Annotated in this window: 17 protein-coding genes and 1 tRNA gene; 5 read left to right on the top strand and 13 right to left on the bottom strand. The window is 44.4% G+C overall.

Going from position 1 to position 19983, the window contains the following annotated elements; all coding sequences use genetic code 11:
* Positions 1-256: 256 nt before the first annotated feature.
* From QL982_RS09575 to QL982_RS09560, 4 genes are all read left to right on the top strand, one after another.
* Positions 257-871 carry a YceI family protein gene (locus QL982_RS09575; protein ID WP_290163519.1) on the top strand — a complete coding sequence of 205 codons (615 nt, stop codon included), beginning with the start codon at positions 257-259 and terminating at the stop codon, positions 869-871.
* Positions 872-1020: 149 nt separating this feature from the next.
* Positions 1021-2436, top strand: a complete 1416-nt coding sequence (locus QL982_RS09570) for a cytochrome c (RefSeq protein WP_290163521.1) — start codon at positions 1021-1023, stop codon at positions 2434-2436.
* A gap of 34 nt (positions 2437-2470) precedes the next feature.
* Positions 2471-4072, top strand: coding sequence for a flavin monoamine oxidase family protein (locus QL982_RS09565; protein WP_290163524.1), 1602 nt, complete (start codon positions 2471-2473; stop codon positions 4070-4072).
* A gap of 38 nt (positions 4073-4110) precedes the next feature.
* Positions 4111-4785, top strand: a complete 675-nt coding sequence (locus QL982_RS09560; protein WP_290190288.1) for a cytochrome c — start codon at positions 4111-4113, stop codon at positions 4783-4785.
* 58 nt (positions 4786-4843) lie between these two features.
* On the opposite strand, the gene QL982_RS09555 is transcribed toward QL982_RS09560, so the two are convergent.
* From QL982_RS09555 to QL982_RS09495, 13 genes are all read right to left on the bottom strand, one after another.
* Positions 4844-5257, bottom strand: coding sequence for a PaaI family thioesterase (locus QL982_RS09555; protein WP_290163530.1), 414 nt, complete (start codon positions 5255-5257; stop codon positions 4844-4846).
* A gap of 157 nt (positions 5258-5414) precedes the next feature.
* Entirely contained in the window at positions 5415-5957 is a 543-nt protein-coding gene (locus tag QL982_RS09550; RefSeq protein WP_290163532.1) for a DUF3124 domain-containing protein, read from the bottom strand.
* 69 nt (positions 5958-6026) lie between these two features.
* Entirely contained in the window at positions 6027-6731 is a 705-nt protein-coding gene (locus QL982_RS09545) for a TrkA family potassium uptake protein (RefSeq protein WP_110924286.1), read from the bottom strand.
* Positions 6732-6799: 68 nt separating this feature from the next.
* The gene (locus QL982_RS09540) at positions 6800-8560 is read right to left on the bottom strand and encodes a potassium transporter TrkG (protein WP_290163545.1); all 1761 of its coding nucleotides are present in this window, start codon (positions 8558-8560) and stop codon (positions 6800-6802) included.
* Between the two features lie 186 nt (positions 8561-8746).
* Positions 8747-9691, bottom strand: a complete 945-nt coding sequence (locus QL982_RS09535; protein WP_290163546.1) for a DMT family transporter — start codon at positions 9689-9691, stop codon at positions 8747-8749.
* A gap of 8 nt (positions 9692-9699) precedes the next feature.
* On the bottom strand, positions 9700-10833 hold the full coding sequence (locus QL982_RS09530; RefSeq protein WP_290163547.1) for an FAD-dependent oxidoreductase: 1134 nt from the start codon (positions 10831-10833) through the stop codon (positions 9700-9702).
* A gap of 68 nt (positions 10834-10901) precedes the next feature.
* The gene (locus QL982_RS09525) at positions 10902-11324 is read right to left on the bottom strand and encodes a tetratricopeptide repeat protein (protein WP_290163549.1); all 423 of its coding nucleotides are present in this window, start codon (positions 11322-11324) and stop codon (positions 10902-10904) included.
* A 417-nt stretch (positions 11325-11741) separates the two neighbouring features.
* On the bottom strand, positions 11742-12230 hold the full coding sequence (locus QL982_RS09520; protein ID WP_197099915.1) for a M48 family metallopeptidase: 489 nt from the start codon (positions 12228-12230) through the stop codon (positions 11742-11744).
* Between the two features lie 196 nt (positions 12231-12426).
* Positions 12427-14472, bottom strand: a complete 2046-nt coding sequence (gene betT, locus QL982_RS09515) for a choline BCCT transporter BetT (RefSeq protein ID WP_290163551.1) — start codon at positions 14470-14472, stop codon at positions 12427-12429.
* A 546-nt stretch (positions 14473-15018) separates the two neighbouring features.
* Positions 15019-16719 (bottom strand): choline dehydrogenase, encoded by a 1701-nt coding sequence (gene betA, locus QL982_RS09510; protein WP_290163553.1) that lies wholly within the window; start codon positions 16717-16719, stop codon positions 15019-15021.
* 116 nt (positions 16720-16835) lie between these two features.
* Positions 16836-18338, bottom strand: coding sequence for a betaine-aldehyde dehydrogenase (gene betB / locus QL982_RS09505; protein ID WP_290163556.1), 1503 nt, complete (start codon positions 18336-18338; stop codon positions 16836-16838).
* A 135-nt stretch (positions 18339-18473) separates the two neighbouring features.
* A complete protein-coding gene (locus QL982_RS09500; protein WP_290163559.1) occupies positions 18474-19049 on the bottom strand; it encodes a TetR/AcrR family transcriptional regulator in 576 nt (191 codons plus the stop codon).
* Position 19050: 1 nt separating this feature from the next.
* The gene (locus tag QL982_RS09495; protein WP_290163562.1) at positions 19051-19395 is read right to left on the bottom strand and encodes a multidrug efflux SMR transporter; all 345 of its coding nucleotides are present in this window, start codon (positions 19393-19395) and stop codon (positions 19051-19053) included.
* 515 nt (positions 19396-19910) lie between these two features.
* Between QL982_RS09495 and QL982_RS09490 the strand changes: the two genes are divergently transcribed.
* Positions 19911-19983, top strand: a tRNA-Asn gene (locus QL982_RS09490).

Below are 19983 nucleotides of genomic sequence, written 5' to 3'. Positions count from 1 at the left end.
TGTCTAACATTACGCCATTCAACCCTTAACCTTAAAACCAGTACTTAGCATCAAGGTTTAGACATAATTGAAATCGATAATGCGATATTTATTAAGATAGCACTACTAAGTATTTGAAAAACCCTGTATAAATAACAAACAATCATCGGCTGACTGTCAGTGCGATGGTTAAATACTCAACACGCCCTAAGCAAACGCATAGATGGCGCTTGTGAATCAAAGGCTTTATTTCAATAATCTGCAAAGGAATGTAGTGATGCGCTTATTATTTACTAAGCCAAAAACCTCGCCTGTCTATTCCTTTTTGACCATTCCATTACTGCTCGCAAGCGCTGTAGCTGATAGCCATGCTGCTAGCTACACCATCAACCCTGCCAATACTCACATACGATTTTCCATTGAACGCTTCAAAAATTCGACCACGACTGGTGGCTTTTATGATATCAGAGGTCAATTGCAATACAATCCGAGCCTAAAAACAGGCGACATCTCATTAATCATACCGATAGATTCTTTAAATACAGGCAATCCCTCCTTTAATGATAGCTTAACAGGGCCTGATTTTTTTGATGTGCAGCAATATCCCTCGGCGCATTTTAAGTCAACGAAGTGGCATTTTAATCGCGACAAAAAAAGCCCACAGGTCTCACAAATAGATGGCCAACTGACATTGCATGGCGAGACACATCCAATTAGCCTAACCGCGACTAAGTTTGATTGTTATCTAAACACGAGCATCAGAAAGTATGTGTGCGGCGGCGATTTCACTGCCACGATTGATCGCACAAAATGGAATATACACAAATTCTCTTGGTTTGGACTGACTAAAAACCTCGCCTTAAACATCAAAGTTGAGGCTACTAAACAGTAGCAATTTTGATGTCTCGACAGTGTTTTTTATGATACTGATTTTTATCACCATTTTCAAAATGAGGACACACCCTAGTAGAAATGAGTGGTGATTTGTGGGCATTTTATGAGAAGGTATAAGGGATGATTGATCAGTATTGGAAGGACATTATGAAACCACTTTTTGCGGTCATGCCAGCATTATCATTTTCAGTGGTCATAGGATTTGGCGCCTCTACCGTAGCGATGGCCGCTAGCGTCAGTTTTCAAGAAAATACTTTGCCTAGCAGCACAAGCTTACCCAATATAAGTCCCACCAATAGTGCGCTTGCCAATCGCGGTGCTTACGTGGCTCGTACAGCCGACTGTATGGCCTGTCACCGTGAAAACTATAGTGGCGGCGTGCCGATTGAGACGCCCGTTGGCAATATTTACTCAACCAATATCACACCTTCTAAGAAATACGGTATAGGTAATTATACTGAAGCTGATTTTAAAAAAGCCTTGCAAAAAGGTCGCACACCAAATCATCAGCTTTATCCTGCTATGCCTTACCCGTCTTATCATGGCATGACAGATGAGGATATTAGTGCCTTATTCGCCTATTTTCAGACCGTTCCCATCGTAGACAAACCGCCTGAGAAGACCACACGCCTGCCTTTCCCACTAAGTATCCGTAGCTTAATGCGGGCATGGAATGTCATCAACCTACCCTCTACTGAAAATCGATCAGGACTGACTCAAACCCAGCAGCGCGGTGAATATTTGGTCAATAACCGAGAGCACTGCGGCACATGCCATACGCCGCGCAACTCAACCCAAGGTCTGGATAAAGACCGTTACTTGTCTGGTGCACCACTCGGTAAATGGTTTGCACCAAATATCACACCGGACGACGATACAGGCATTGGTCGCTGGAGCGAAATGGATATTATGACTTACCTGCGTACAGGAACCCTTGATAAGCGCGCTTACGCGGGCGGCCCGATGGCAGAAGCAGTGGCGCATAGTACGCGTTATCTCACTGATGAAGACCTGATAGCGATGGCTGACTATTTAAAAGTCGTTCCAGCCATTAAAACCGATGATTATCTGATACCAGTCAATGTGTCTCGCCTGCCTCAGCCAGTCAGCGATTCCATTACTTACGACGTGCTTGAGCAAAAAGACTATCTGGCACAGGCAAAAGCCGAGACGGTTACTAGTGCAAATAGCAGGGTCAGCTCCCACGATGCGAATAATAGCAATTCGTCAAAAGACTTATATCTCATCCATTGTGCCAGTTGTCATGGTGTCGATGGTTACGCTCAGCCCGATGCCCGCTATGCCTCTATCGTAGGTCTGAGTAGTATTCGCCGCACAAAGCCTGATGCACTCATTGGCGTGATTGCCTTTGGGGCAAAAGGTGCTTTTAACACGGCGCCCAAAATGCCCAGTTTTTCAGAAGACTTAAGTCCTGCGCAGATTGCTAATATTACTAACTACGTACGAGTCAAATTTGGTGGTTTACCAAATAGCGATGTTAGCACCGCTGACGTCACGCGCGTGATAAAAGAAAAAGTTAACCCTAGAACTGGTAATTTATAATACCGCAAAAACTCAGCACGATAAGGATAATCCTATGAATGACCTGCTCCAATCCCCTACTCGGCGACAATTGCTCTCCATGATAGGCAAAACGGCAGGCGCAACCGCTATGTATCAAGCGATGACCACGTTGGGGTTTGCATCTGAGTCGAGCTTTAAAGAAGAAATGAATCTTAAGGGCGCACCGGCTGGCGCCAGCATCGTGATTTTGGGCGCAGGATTGGGTGGCCTGACTGCCGCCTATGAGCTACGTAAAGCGGGTTATAAAGTCACCGTGCTAGAGTACCAAAATCGTGGCGGCGGACGTAGTTGGACACTTAATAGTGGTGACAAATATACTGAGCTTGGCGGTGCTGAGGTCACTTGCGACTTCGAAAAAGGCAATTACTTCAATGGTGGGCCATGGCGATTGCCAATACATCATTACGCGGTCTTTCATTATTGCAAAAAATTTGGCGTGGCATTGCAGCCCTTTATACAGACCAATGATCGCGCTTATCTGCATCGTACCAATCACTTCGATGGTGCGCCGCAGCGCTTGGGCGAAGTACAAAGCGATATTCGCGGTTATGTGTCAGAGTTATTGTCCAAAGCCGTCAATAAAGGCAGTCTCGATAGTACGGTCAATAAAGAGGACAAAGAAAAATTACTCGAAGGCTTAAAAGGCTGGGGCGTCCTTGATACTAACTATCGCTATGTCAAAAGCCATGAGACTGGTAAGCATCGTGGCTATAGCGTATACCCTGGTGGTGGTTTGATGCCAGATGCCAAGCCATCAACCCCCATACCGATGGACAAATTATTAGACTCAGGCATGTGGTCAGATATTTATACCAACTATACCGTTCATGTCCATCAACCAGCGATGTTTCAACCCGTCGGCGGCATGGGAAAAATCGGTGATGCTTTCACGCGCGAGTGTCGCGAGATGATTACCTTCAACGCCAAAGTCACTAAAATCAATCAAGACGAGACTGGTGTTACCGTTGACTATGTCGATAGCAATAGCCTTGACGGTGCTACCAAGACAGTGCGCGCAGATTGGTGCATCTGTACGATTCCTTTATCCATACTGACGCAGATTGATATCAATGTCTCCGCGTCAATGAAGCAAGCAATGGCAGCCGTTCCTTATGATAGCTCTTACAAAGTGGGCTTGGAGTTCAAACGACGGTTTTGGGAAGAAGATGAATGGATCTATGGTGGCATCACTTATACCGATATGCCTATCTCACAAATCTCCTATCCGTCACAAGATATGTTTAGCTCAGGCTCGGGCGTGATACTTGGCGCGTATGGATTTGGGGAAGCCTCGTACAAATTTAACTCGTTGACACCCAAAGAACGTATCAATGCAGCACTTGCTTATGGCAAACGGATTCATCCACAATATACTAAGGAATTTCGCGCTGGCACGTCCGTCGCATGGCATCGTATCCCTTGGTCACTTGGCTGTTATGGTATCTGGAGCGAGTCCAGTCGTGAGCAGTATTACGACACACTCTGTGAGATTGATCACCGTATCGTACTGGCAGGTGAGCATTGCTCACATATTCCCGCATGGCAAGAAGGAGCGATACTGTCTGGTATGGATGCCGCCAAACGCTTGCATCAGAAAGCCAAAAGTCTGGGGTAGCAAGTATGCCATCAAGCATATTAAGGACAATCATAAAGATGATGACATCAAACCCAATCAAATCATTTAACCCGCTCAGCTCAGGCAAAGCAATAATGACACTCATAGTTGGCGGGTCAATAATGTTATCAAGCTGTAGTCAGTATAAAGCAGAAAACGCAGTTACTATCGCTAGCCAGCAAATAGCGCCAATGGTATTTGACAACAATTTTGACCATCACGCCAGTCGTAATCAGGGTGCATGGGGCGGTGTGTATATGTCCAAAGCAGCACTGTCTGAACCTACCAGTAATATCATCGATGTCCGCTCAATACCAAAGATGAGCGATGATGCCAGCCTGCAAAAATGGCTCATAAAGTTTGAAGGCAGCACACAAGGCAAAACGGGATTTTTTACCATCAATGGTAAAAAACTCTACGATGACTCTTGTGCTGGTTGTCATATGCAAAAAGGTGAAGGTGCGCAAGGCGCAGGTTACTTCCCGCCATTGGCCAATAACAGCAAAATGCAATCGAAGTACTATATTATTAGTGTCGTTATCAATGGCCTGCGCGGTATGCCATCATTCCACCGCATGATGAGCGATGAGCAAATAGCAGCTGTCACACAATACGTGCATAGCGATCTAAATAGTTTCACTGATACAGTGACTACTGCTAATGTCGCACAACTACGCCATGATTTCCCACCAAGTTCAGATCCTAGTGAATAAGTGAGTTTAGCTATTTCATCAAGCACCTTGACTTATGAAATGAGGACACACCCTAGTTTTAAATACGTTTGGGCGGTACAGAATACGTGCCAACTACGTGAGCCACGGCATCATCAGAGCCTTCTGAATAAAGAGACACCTCACCTACTATCAGCGTACGCCCTACTTTCATCAAGGTACATTCGGCGATAATACGAGCATCTGCTGATGGCTTACGCAAAAAGTTGATGGTCAGACTTGTCGTTACTGTCAGTGGAACAATGCCGATTCTTCCGAGTATCGCCACATAGATAGCGACATCAGCCACGGCCATCATGACGGGGCCAGAGACTGTGCCACCAGGGCGCAGCTCATCTATACCAATATCGTGCGATAAGATCGCGCCTTTTTCACTAACTGCCTCGACGACACATTTGGTTTGTGGAAATTCCAATGCCATAAAGGCACTGATTTCTTCTTTGGTTGCAGACATAATTCTTCCTTGAATTGAACGGTCCTTGTTACTGCACTTAATACTTCGATTTTACTGAATAGCTTTATATCGTTATCGCTGACTACCAAAATAGGCCATTAGCTTTTGCGGCTGCGCACTTTTAGTTTTATAGATGATGACCTGCCAGCTTTACCCACTAATGTACCACTGGCGTCCCTTCCGTACTGAAGGCAAATCCTTTATTGCTAAAGTTACCAATCATAACCGCTTCGATAACTGGTTTAACCGTTTCATCTATGCCTTCGACTTCGATAATAAAGTTGGCACCTGAGCCACCTTTATTCTCTTCTTTTTCGACGATATAATTGAGCGTGGCCATCGCTGGTAGCTCGATGGGTTTGTCTAGATATGACTTTACCAGTGCCCCATCCGTATCGTAATAATCAATTTTATTGATATACAGTGATTTTTTGAACGTCGTATTACGCACGCTCAGCGTCGCCGACAGTAGCACTTTGCGAGCGTCTCTATCGGTATAGATATCAGAATAAATCGGCACATAAAAGGTTTGTTTATAACCGAACTGACTGTGATCCACGTCTGAGGTAATCTCTAATGCTTCAATCGGATCTTGTTGATGCTCAGATAGAAGGACGTTCGGGTCTTGTGCGGACTCATCACAGCCTGACAGCAGTGCCATTACAGCGATCAATAGAACGGAGACTCTGCGCTTATTCATAATAATTCCCCTGTGGCCTCGGCATCACTGTGATTGGCAAACCGTTATTTTATTTTTACACCTTTATTTTCACACCTTTATTTTTACACCCACACTACGTAAGAACTGGTTGATGTGTTTATTGGCACCATAAATAACCAATACATCTCGCTCTTGCAATACCTGCTCAGGCATCGCCAAACCTTGAATACTAGGCTTACTCTGCGTACGACCAAAGCTGTCTTCATAATACTCATAGCGCATGGTACTAAGCAATCGGATATTGAACCTTTGCTCCAACTGTAACTCATCAACAGTGTTACCGATTAGAACGTTTGGAATCTTAATCTCTACCATACTGAAGTTATCGCTCAACTCAAACGAATCGACAAAGTAACGTAGCGACAGTCGTTTGGCCCAGCGATTGGCTGCTTCTTTTTCAGGGTGAATCAAATCATCTACACCGATAGCTTGTAAGACTTTTTCGTGCAGCGGGTTGATACTACGGCTGATTAAACGTTTGGCTTTTAAGGTTTTAAACAGTGCCGTTGCCATGACGTTCGCACCTTGGTCTTCCCCAATGGCTACGATAACAATATCAGTATCAGCGATTGGTAATCCACTAACAGCATACTCGTCGGTGGCATCCATACAGAGAGTATGAGAGATGACTTCTTTATAGGCTTCTACCCTTTGCATACTACTATCAATGGCAATCACTTCATGGCCTTGACTGGTCAACGCCGAACCCAGCGATGCACCGAAATTCCCTAGACCTACGATGATATATCTCATAATCTTTATGACCTTCTTCTAGTATTTTTTGCTATTTTTTAAAAGCGAACCCGTTTGTTTTTTATGGATTAGTTAATCGTAATCTCTTCAGTGGGATAGCGATAATTACGCTGACGCATATTCTTGAGCAGCGCAATAAATATCGTCAGCATACTGACACGCCCAACGAACATAATGACCGAAACCACGATTTTACTGAAATCTGATAAGTCTGCCGTCAAGTTCAAACTGAGACCCACTGTGCTGTAAGCTGAGAAACACTCAAACACCACTTTAATCAAGTCAAGCTCTGGCTGATCATAACTAATGAGCGTCACGCCCGTACCGATGACGAGTAATGACAACCACATAATAGAAAACGCGCGGCGTACGGAAATCTCCGCAATTTCCCGTTTAAATACCTCTATCTTGGTCTGCCCACGCGCCAGACTCAACGTATTCAATAGCGCAATCGCAAAGGTACTGGTCTTGATACCACCACCTGTCGAGTTTGGCGAGGCACCAATCCACATCAAAAATATCGTCAGCATCACCGTTGGAAACGTAAGCTCACCCATATCAATGACATTGAATCCTGCCGTACGCGGAGTAGCAGCAGTGAAGAAGCCTGTCACTAGCTTCCCAAAGAAACTGGCATGGTCAGCGAGCACGTTATTGTATTCAAATATCATCACGCCGATCAGACCGACCAGCAATAACGCACCTGTGGTAATCAAAGTAATACGGCTATTAATATTGAGCAACCAGGGTTGATAAATGTAGCGCTGGTCATGACGATATATCAGCCGCTGAGCACGATGACGCAAATACCGTAGGACATTGATGACGATGGTAAAGCCCATGCCACCAAAGATAAATGTCATCGCCAGAATCAGCTGTAGCGGATAATTAAAACGTAGTGAATCGTCATACAAACCAGCGCTAAAGGTAGAAAACCCAGCATTACAAAAGGCAGAAATCGCGTGAAAAACAGAAAAGAATAACTGTTCAGACCAATTTATATCGGGGATGTCGTAGATGCTAATATAAATCAATGCAGCCGCTACTGCCTCGACAGCAAAGGTGACATACAAGATAGACTTGAGTGTCGAGACCACATTACCCATACCGCGCATGTAAGACATCTCGCTGATACTTGCTTGCGTCTCATAGCTGACACCGCCCTTAAAAAAGTAACTAAAATACGTCACAAAGGTCAGGATACCTAAGCCACCGATTTGTATCAGCCCCATGATGATAACTTGCCCAAAAGTCGTAAAATAAGTCGCTGTATCCACGACGATAAGTCCTGTCACGCAAACTGCACTGGTCGCAGTAAATAACGCATCAATAAAAGACAGTGGCTGGGTCGTCGCATTGGGCATCATTAGTAGTAGCGCGCCAACCAATATCACTACTAAAAAGCTCAGAATAAAAAACTGTGCAGGGTGCAGAAAGGTACGATTGAGATTAAAATTATGATCAGAGAGTTCACGGATAAAGGTGACAAATACAGCTATTTTTATCGCGACAAACCCATCAACCGCAGCGGACAATCCCGAGCGTACTAGGTCTGTGAAATGCGCAGTCAATAGAACGATAATCGCGATGCTGGTCAATGTGTCAAAGACAGCAACTTTATTGAAGGTTAGCGGTTTTTTTGTGTAAATATAACGACCAGCAGTCACTATAAAACTTAAAAAGATAATCACTAGATAAAAAATATGGAACACTTGCTGTAGCCACGTCGGTAGTGTAAAACCACTATCGAATAGAGCAATAGCTACTCCGATGACACTAATGAGAATCGTAAAATTGTTTAATAATCGATAACGCGTGGCTGCATTCATAGCCTGAGTCCATGACAACGATAACCACGATACTTATACTCCTTTTTTATCGTATCTACAAAAAGTGATTTAAGTTAATCGTAACCAATTATTGAGCCAGAATAGACACTGATTGTGAAAACAACATGAAAGGATACTCGCAAGGACATAGCGTATTTAATAGGTTTTCAGTTTGATAGATATTTACTAAACATCTTCTTTGGCTACCCTCGCTATTTTCACTCCACCCCATGTCACTAGAGCCACACCAATAGCTATTAACGTAGCACCTAAGAATAAGCCTTCTGGTGGCTGCTCTCCTTGCAAGAGTATAGCGACGGGAACACCGACGATGGCCCCTACCGAGCCTAACAAGCTCAGTAATACTGGTCCGCCTGTTTTTTGCAGCAGAAATAATAGTAAAAACTGACCAGCAAATACACAAGATTGGACAGCGATTAAACCTAGTGGCAACAGCCCTTCTTGTGGTATATCGATAGAAAAATCAGACATCATACTGAATAAGCCTAGCAGGAGTGCCGCCGCAATCAGCATACCTGGAGCCAGTGCGCTAGGAGATGCCTCATCAGGCCAGCGTAGTGTGCGATATATATTGCCAATGGCTAACAGCATAGGGCCACAAAGCGCTATTAATATCCAAAAAATACTGGCATCTGGTGCAGAGAATTTATGCACAGCCAATACCCCAGCCCCCCACAGTGCGGTAGCCACGCCAGAAGCACGGATGACATTGAATGTCTCTATGCGTAGGGCCAGTGCCCCGAGGTAGGTAAGAAGTGGTGGTAGCGAGATAGTCAGCGCAACGAAACCTGCCCCGACATGAGGGATAGCAGAAAACAGCAGTAAATTGGACCCTGCAACGCTGACCAGTGCAGCGATAAAATAGTACTCAAAACTACGCGTGCTAAACGGCGGTGGCTCATGCCTTACTAGTGCAACAATTGATAATATAAAAGCCGCACCAGTGATGGACCAAAACAGAAAGGCTAATGGCGTCAAACCTATGTCGCCTGCATATTTCGCCAAATTGGTCGAGATACCGGTGAGTGCACCGCCAGTTAACAAGCAAGCGAAAGGAATCAGCCATGTGTTTCTGTCGCGAGATATTTGCTGTTCCGTAGGCTCACTCATCAACGATCCTATAAGCTTTGTACCGCTTTGCTTGCCGCGTCGATAGCACCAGCGACATAGCCAGGGAACGCCTCTGACCACTCACTACCGCAACCTGTTAGACAGTCCTGCCACTCGCCTGTCTTTGGTTTTGATGGCGGGGCTACAGCATGCTGCCCTGAGCCACTCGCATCGGCAGCGGTCGCGGTAAATATATCTTGAGACCAGTCTTTGATATATTCAGCCTTTGGTTTGTCTGCTTGCACACCAAATAGACGTACCATTTGCGCGCGGCAATGTGCTTTCAGCGCCATCTCCGAAACACTTTGGCGTACCTTAACGGGAACACCAAAGAAACCAAACACAGCGCCTTCGCCTTCTACTAGTGAGGCATCGTGAATCTCCGTAAGCGGCCCTATCGCACTTCGTGCTGCACCCGAGAGACCGTTATCTCGCCAAAATGGTGAGTCATAAACGGCCACATACTTGGCATGGGGCGCCATCCAAGTGTCGGTCTCTTGCCACTCTATCGCTAAATCTTGCGGTAAAGCAGGTTCAAATACGATATTACTAACCGCCAACCGCGGTGGTAGCGCAAGTAATACATGCTGCGCTTGATAAGTGATTATTTGACCAGCGTTGATATGTTCAGAGCCATATTCGCTGTCTATTTTAATATGCTGACCAGCCTTGGTTAAGCGCCTTACTGTCTGTCCCGTTACGATACGCTTGGCATCCAAGCGAGCGTATAAAGCATCAGTTAGCGCCGTCATTCCACCCACGAGGCGCATAGATGGTGGCGAACTCTGATAACCTTGCGCACGAATAGGCAACTCATTGGCACCACGTTCAACCATCATATCACCCTCTTCGAACTGAGCGAAACGTGGTAAACCTAATGCTTCGATAAGACTGCTCAACTGCGGCTGATACTCTGGCCAAAACCACGACGGCCCTAAATCAAAGCCATCGTTTGATTTATCATGATCGACACTTTGACCGCTAACGTTCTGACCCACTGATGATTTGGCAACAGTGATACGCCCGCCCAATCTATCACGAGCCTCTATCAATATATAATCGATGCCTTTTTGTTCTAATAAAAACGCGGCATACAATCCGCTTAATCCGCCACCGACGATCACCACTGGTACGTTTTGCATATCAAATACGTCCTATCTCATCAAATACATTTAATAAGGACTACTCAATCAAAATTGTTCGAGTGAAACTACTCACCCAACAATTTAGTCAGCATCTCATCTATCTCAACTTTAAACTCTTTATCTTCAATCTTATTTGCCGTGATTTTGGCATTTTGTAGACTTTGAATAGCCACTTCTTTGTTACCTGTCTCAAGCTGTAACACCGCCATAGAAAAAGCAATCGACGACAGATGATCTTTTGAATTGATCGCCGTGGCTTTGGTTAGTGCTTTGTCATAAATGACCAGTGCTTCGTCCAAATCTTCTGTAAAGTCAGCAAGCGTTTCCCACTGCTCTGGATGATCTTTGTCTGTGTTTTCGTTATCCGTACAGACGGCTTGTAGCTCAGCATAAAACGCATCAAATTTTTCTTGATTACCGATACGGTCAGCCTCTAGTAACTCTTCTGCCAATTTATAAATAGATTTATATATTTTTGTATTAATCATTGCTTACAACCTTTTATTGACTTGGGGTATAAATTATTTGGTTAGGATTATAACGTAATTCTAGGGCGTGTCCTCATTTTAAAAATGGTGATAAAAATGAGATAAATTGCAGTCAAACAAGGAAAATAGCGCAGGTCATATCGGGATATTAACCAGCTATTTAACGATGTTTGGCAAAATTTAGCCATTTTTAGCCCGTTTAGATATGATCAATTGAATTGAGGACACGCCCTAGCGGCTCAGGTGATTGCCGCAGAAAAGGACACGATATTTATATGGCTGTTATTAAGGTTGCTATTCATACTATAGTCGATTCAATTTAAAAGTAGTACAAGGCAACCAAGTGTAGATGTATATGTGATACTTCAAGCGAGATTAACGCTGTCATACTTTTATAGTGGAATGACTATATTAAGGTTACAACTCTCGCCAGTGCAACCAAAGCCGCGTATCTAGCTCAAACTGGTGATATTCAGGCTCCATATGGCAGCACAGTTGATAAAACGCCTTGTTATGGTCGTGCTCTTTAAAATGCGCCAACTCATGCACGACAATCATGCGCAAAAACTCAGGCGGCGCTTCTTGAAACAAGCTGGCCACCGTGATGCTGTTGTGCGATTTGAGCTTGCTGCCTTGTATGCGAGACTGGGTGGTATGAATACCTAGCGCATGTTTGAGAACTTTTAACTTGCTGCTATAGCTGACATTCGATAGCTGTCCCACTTTGCGCATATACTGGTTTTTAATATCATTGATATACTGATAAAGAGCCTTATCACTTTTTATTTGGTGCTGAGTGGGATACTTTTTTTCTAGATAAGCGCCCAAGTTCCCATCGCTAATAAGCAATGCCGCTTGAGTTTGAACTTGCTCAGAATAATGAGCGATGTATTTTAATTTGGTCACGAACCTATCCTTTACTGATGCGTTACCACGTATCGACGCGGTCTAAATGAATTTTACCTTATATTGGTGCGCTTTATTAGAGCGTGTCATCATTTAGGTTGTGAGGCATAAACAAACCCCATAAGCTGAATCCAACTTATGGGGTTATTTCTTACAATATTTTTACTTAAATATTCAGAACGTGTTGATAAATCAATTAACGCTCTAAATGTAGATACTGTAAATGACGCTCGTACTGATTTAAGATATCGACCAATACTTGCTCTTTGGAGTAGCCAACCAAGTCATACTCTTGCGAGCCTTCACTCAAGAACACTTCCGCACGATAATAGTACTCTGCGTGCTTGGTTGATGTGCTAAAGGTAAAGTTAGGACGCTCCGCTTTGATCAGATTCACTTCATAAATAAAGTCATCTTCATCGCCATGTCCAACTCGCAATTTTAGACCATCTATTTGACCACTACTCTCATCCATGCCTTGATCTATATCTTGTCCGATATGGGCAGGGTTACGGATGTCCAAAGACGTTTTTAGACCGCCTGCGGCAAACTCCTTTTCAACTTCCGTCATGGCAGGTCTGACCACATTTTGTAAAAACTGTTCCACTTGTGCATGTTTAGGGAAACTCACAATACGCTGCAAACGTGCTTTCCAGCTCTTACCATCATCCAATACATTGGCCGTACCAACCGTACTGGCTTTGCGTTTGTTGCCTTCTTCTTTTAATGATTTCCACATAGACATCATATAGAGCACAAGAATAAGCGAGAACGGCAAACCTGCAATGACAGAAACAGACTGCAATGAGGCAAAACCACCAGCAAATAGCAATCCTAAGGTGATAAAACCTGTTGCGGCGGCCCAAAACAAGCGTAACCAAACAGGGGCATCCGTGTCATTGGTCATGCCTCTTGAGCTCAGGTTCGCGAGTACTAACGCGCCTGAATCAGCTGAAGTCACAAAGAAAATAAGACCAATCACAACGCCTGCGAATGACAACACATCACTGTAAGGAAAGTGTTCAAACAGAGCAAACATGCCCATCGCTGCATCATTAACAGCGATTTCGCCCAGTTCAGTGGCACCATTGGCAACCAAGTCTATCGCTGAATTACCAAAGATAGAGAACCAAGCAAAGATGAAACCGAGCGGGATAAACATCACACCAAAGACAAACTCACGTAGAGTACGGCCACGGCTAATACGCGCAATAAACAGACCGACAAACGGTGCCCAAGCGACCCACCATGCCCAGAAAAATATCGTCCAACCTGACTTCCAATCAGCACCAGCTTGACCGTCATAAGCATAAACATCAAAGGTTTTGAAAATAATGGTTTGGAAATACTGTCCGATATTTTGGGTAAAGGTATTCAATAAATAAACCGTATTACCCATGACCAATATCGCAATCAATAGCAATATCGACGATAGCATGTTGAATTCAGACAGACGACGGACGCCTTTTTCAACACCTGTCATCGCGGAAATAGCAGCGGCAGCAACAACACCGATGATGATGATCGTCTGAACCGTTTTACTAGACTCAATACCAAAGACATGAGTCAATCCAGCATTGGCCTGTAACACCCCAATCCCTAAGCTGGTGGCGATACCCATCAAGGTACAAACGACGCCGAAAGTATCAATACCATCACCTAGCCAGCCCTTGATTAAGCGCTCACCAAAGATAGGCGTCAACGGCGAACGTAGCGCGAGTGGCATGTTTTTGCGATAAGCAAAGTACGCCAATGCCATACCGATTAGGGCATAAATACCCCAACCATGCAAACCCCAATGTAAGAAGGTCTGTGAGAGCGCTTGACGCATCGCTTCTGTGCTAGCAGGCTCTAAACCAGTATGCGGCGTTAAATAATGCATCAACGGCTCAGACGCACCAAAAAACAATAGGTCAATACCGATACCAGCAGAAAACAGCATGGCTGCCCATGCTAGAAAGGGAAACTGGGCTTTTTCGTGGTCTTGACCAAGCTTTATATCACCATATTTAGAAAATCCAACAAACAAAGCAAAGATACTATAAGCGGCAACCACCAGCATGTAGTACCAGCCAAAGCTCCTTGATACCCATGCCATACTTGAGCTGAGCAATGCCTCACTATAATCTGGAAACGCAATCGTCCAAATGATCAATAAAATAGAAATAATGGCTGAGCCTAAAAAAACCGTCTTATTTAGAGTCAGAGGTTTCGTCGCATCTTGTGATGGCGAGCTGTACATAAAAGACCTCAATAGGTAAATTAAATAGGGTCTGATATTGCTTTGTCCGTCATAATCTTATAACTGATGGTCATACAAGATATAAACAACCGCATGACGCACAAAGCAGTACCAATAAATAAAAAGCTAATAAAGTAATAGGGTCTGTTGAACATTCAAATATCAGGGCTGCTGATCGCTAAAATTGCACCAAATTAGGCGTAAGCCGACGATAATGCGAGACCTTAGCTAGGCTTGCAACAACGTTTGGGGTGATTTTAGCATCAGCCCTTTAGGGCAGTACTATTTTTTGCCAAACCATGGCGAAATTGTTTACCCTAGAATAACTAGGCGTCAAAGATTTCGCGGCATATTGTCTAAAAAATAGTGACTGCCAGCACCACACTTGTATGTTCAATAGACCCTAGACAGATTCAACCACAACGGTTTTCATCTTTATTAATGTTAGCGCGGATGAAAAAGACCTTTACTTAGAAAGGTCTTTTTGTTGAAATTTTCTCGTCTGGTTATTTCACCAGTATTCTGTACGCTGGCTTATATCGTGGCTTACATCGTCGAGAGGTAATCACGCATAGGCTCAGAACGCAGCGGCGCACCATTGGCGACATAATAATCGACTGTCGAACGAGGCAATTGTACACCTTTCATCTTATCGACGATTTTTTCTGCCAACATAATGGTTGTGGCGTTTAGGTTACCACTAATGATGTTGGGCATGATAGAGGCATCAACGACTCGCAAGCCATCAATACCATGTACCAGTCCTTCGCCATTGACAACCGAATCATTGTCTTCGCCCATCGCACAGGTACAAGAAGGGTGATAGGCCGTCTCACTATGATTGCGAACATACTCGTCTAACTGCGCATCAGTCACTAGATCATCCGTTGGTGCGATCGATCGACCACGATAAGGGTCAAGCGCTGGCTGATGCATAATCTCACGAGTGATACGCATGGCAGCACGGAATTCTTGCCAATCTTGATCATGAGACATGTAGTTAAATAGAATACTCGGATGCGCACTTGGGTCTTTAGAGGTCAGCTTGACACGACCGCGACTTGGCGATCGTAATGAGCCAACGTGTGCTTGGAAGCTATGCGATTTAACCGCACTGCGACCATCGTAACGTACCGCGAGTGGTAAGAAATGGTACTGAATATTGGGATGGGTAAACTTCTCATCGGTACGAATAAAACCACCACCTTCGAACTGATTTGACGCGCCCAGACCCGTACCATTAAATAACCACTCAGCACCGATGGCTGGTTTGTTCCACCATTTATTGGCAGGGGCAATCGACACTGGTAGCTTACATTCATACTGCATATACAGCTCTAAATGATCTTGCAGATTATTACCAACACCTGGTAAGTCTATAATCTCATTAACACCCAAATCCTTTAGCCATTGACCAGGGCCAATACCAGAGCGCTGCAATAATTGTGGCGAAGCAATCGCACCAGAGGAGACAATCACTTCACGAGAGGCATGAAAGTTCTTGGTTTGACCTTGATGCTCGACTTTGACACCGATAGCGCGTTTGCCATCAAACAAGATCACATCGGTTAGCGCACCCGTCAAAATCGTGATATTACTGCGTGGTTTAGCACGGTCCAGATAACCACGAGCCGTTGAAGCACGGCGACCATTAGGTGTCACGAAACGATCCATTGGCCCAAAGCCTTCTTGCTGATAGCCGTTTAAATCTTCGGTACGTGGATAGCCAGCTTGCACGCCTGCTTCAATCATGGCTTGAAACAGTGGATTGACCCCTGGTTTTGAAGTGGTCATCTCAACAGGACCACCCACACCATGATAGTCATTTTCGCCAGCATCACGGTTTTCTAACTTTTTAAAATAAGGCAGGCAATCAGAATACGTCCAATCTGATAGGCCTTTTATTGTAGACCAATCATCAAAATCCAACGCATTACCACGGATATAACACATACCATTGATCAAAGATGAACCGCCAAGCCCTTTGCCGCGACCGCAGTCCATGACACGGTTATTCATATTCGGTTCAGGATCTGTCTTGTAGCCCCAGTTATAGGTTGTTCCTTGCAACGGCATGGCGAGCGCTGCTGGCATCTGCGTACGAAAATCTAAGCGATGGTCTGGACGACCAGCTTCTAGCAGTAGCACCTTAATGTTGGCATCTTCAGTCAAACGCGTGGCCAGCACATTGCCTGCTGATCCTGCGCCAACGATGATGTAGTCATACTCAGGTGTGGTTGATGTCATAAAACGCTCCATAATATTGAAAAATAAATCATTTACTATCAGTAAAGTCGAACAAAAAAACAAATTAGCTCTACTGAACTACCTTACTGATTAAAAAACTTTCTCAATAAAAGTAATTAAAAGACTGATTCAAACTTACCCAACTCTACTTGGATAGATTTGGTCTGCGTATAATGCTCAAGGGCTTCAATGCCATTTTCGCGGCCAACACCTGAATGCTTGTAACCGCCGACTGGCATTTGAGCGGCTGATTCGCCCCATGTATTCAACCAGCAGATGCCAGCTTCAATTTGAGCAATGACTCGATGTGCTCGGGTCAAGTCAGCAGTCACAACGCCAGCTGCCAAACCATACTCGGTATCATTGGCACGGCGAATGACTTCTTCTTCGGTCTCATAGGTCAATATCGACATGACTGGGCCAAAGATTTCTTCACGTACGATAGTCATCTCATCAGTACAGTCAGTGAATACCGTCGGGGCAACGAATGCGCCATTTGCCAATTCGCCTGTCGTCACACGGTCACCACCTGTTAGCAAGCGTGCACCGCTGGCTTTACCTTGCTCGATATAGCCAAGCACTCTTTCCATATGTGGGAAGCTGACTAGTGGGCCCATGTTGATATTTTCATCCATCGGATCACCCAATTTAATACGCTCAACACGCGTCAAAATTGCCTGCTCGAACTTAGCTTGCATGGCTTTAGGAACAAACACGCGCGTGCCATTGGTACATACCTGACCACTACTATAGAAGTTTGCCATCATCGCGATGTCAGCAGCAGTGTCGATGTCTGCATCATCAAATATGATTAATGGCGACTTGCCACCGAGCTCTAGCGTCACGTCTTTAAGAGACGATGATGCCGCGCTAGACATGACTTTTTTACCCGTCGGCACGCCACCGGTAAACGAGACTTTAGCGATATCAGGATGCTGGGTTAAGGCCTCACCCACTTTATAATTACCTTGCACGACGTTGAACACGCCATCTGGCAATCCTGCTTCTGTAAATATTTCGGCCAGTTTTAACGCGGTCAACGGCGTCATTTCTGATGGTTTGAAGATCATCGCATTACCAGCAGCTAGTGCTGGTGCTGCCTTCCACATCGCGATTTGAATCGGATAATTCCATGCACCAATACCAGCAACCACGCCCAGTGGCTCACGGCGAGTATAGACAAAGCTGGTATCACGCAATGGAATCTGACGACCCTCTATCATCGGTGCAAGACCTGCATAGTACTCAACCACGTCAGCACCCGTAACGATATCGACATACTTGGTTTCAGAATACGCTTTACCTGTGTCTTTCGTTTCGAGCAATGCCAGTACATCATTGCGCGTACGCAATATCTCAACAGCCTTTGATAAGATTCGACCACGCTCAACCGCTGTCAATGCTGCCCAAACTTTTTGACCTTTTTGCGCGGCTTTAACAGCCTCGTCGATTTGCTCGTTGGTCGTTTGTTGAACGGTAGCCAACAACTCACCTGTCGCTGGGTTGATGTCTTCAAAAGTCGTCAGCGTTTCATCTACCGCCAAGTAACGACCATTAACATAGCCTGTTTGGACTTTTTCTAAATCGATAATATCTGTCAAATTGTTGATATTTGTCATAAATTCTCCTTAGGACGATTGGCAAAAGTAGCTACATAAAAAGCACTCAAGCCGAATAATGTCGTCGTTATTTAAGTTTCGAAATTCAATCTTTAATGAGTAAAATAAAATCCAGATTCTGATCAATCTGAATATTTACAAATCAAAATCCTGTTGTGTCATTTTTATCAAGCGATCACGTAATGACTGTTTGTCTACTATGTCGATGCCCGAAAAATCTGAGAGCCAAATCCCATCAGCGACCAGTCGAGCCATACATAATGTTTCGGTATGATCCGTTGCTGCATGTTTTTTTAATTGCTCATTTGACCATTTGGCCCACAATTCACGCAGCTCGCTATCGCCTAACATCAATACATATAAGGTCGCTTGATTATCGAACTCTTCCTGCCCTTTTTCGCCTAAACTGATAGTGGCATCTATATAAGCGCGGGTAAAAGAGCCATATTTAACGGGGTCATTGGCCATCGCGGTGCTTACCTCTGCCTCAAACTTGGCCATCGCGTCATGAAACACTTCGAGCATCAGCGCGTTTTTTGTGGCGAAATGATGCATGACACCCCCTTTGGTCACCCCTGCTGCATCAGCGACTGCCTGAAACGTGACCTTAGACAACCCTTGCTCTAACGTGATGCGTCCTGCCTGATCGAGTAATGAACGACGGACAAACGCCGGCTGTTTTTTTCGTTTATAAGCATTTTCCATTTCCATATCAGTGCACCACAGAACTAGAGAGTAAATTCATCACCATCACACCGCCTACAATCATAGCAATACCAACCACTGCCGCTGTATCAAGGCTTTGCTTAAAAAATGCCAAACCAACGAGCGATGTCAGTACGATTCCGAGTCCACCCCACAGCGCGTAGGCAATACCAAGCGGTATGGTCTTAAGGGTCTGCGCCAACAAATAAAATGAGATGACATAAAGCAAACCCATGATGAGCGTCGGCACCAAACGCGTGAACTGCTCTGACTTCATTAAGAAGGTAGTGCCGATCACTTCACAAATGATGGCAATGGCTAAATAACCATAAGCAATAGTGGTAGGACTCATATTTAACATACCTTTTTCGAATCAAGCATATTTCTCGATTCAATATCAATTGGTCATAGTAAATTGTTTGAGCATGTATTAAAGATACCGTACGGTCGGTATTCTATAGACATATTCTAGTAATGTGAAGGTATTTTACGACTTTTTTGTTTCAATTGATGTAGAGATTGCTTTAAGATTCAAAAAGATAGACCAGTCATCTAGTCAAATTAAATGGCGTGAGCTGATAGCCAGTACCCACAAATGAGTGCTTTTCCCTATTTAGATGGCTATTGATTGAATTGAGGACAAGCCCTAAAGAAACAGACATATCAGATGCGGATATTTGCCAAAACAGCCCGTTTAATAAGGGATAAACGACTATTTTGGATAAATTATCATAATATTTATAATTAATAGCATAATAAGGTTGACAGCCTCCAACGACTTGGCTAAAATGTGCCCCACATAACGCAAACAACAAAAGCAATTGCTTTTGTATAAAGCGAAAATAGCTTACGGTTATGACCATCTATTCTCCAATAGCTCAGTTGGTAGAGCAACGGACTGTTAATCCGTGTGTCCCTGGTTCGAGCCCAGGTTGGAGAG

Source organism: Psychrobacter sp. 5A.1 (assembly GCF_030407455.1).
Lineage (GTDB): Bacteria > Pseudomonadota > Gammaproteobacteria > Pseudomonadales > Moraxellaceae > Psychrobacter.
The sequence above is the reverse complement of the archived record's forward strand: the minus strand, read 5'-3'. Positions and strand labels throughout refer to the sequence as shown.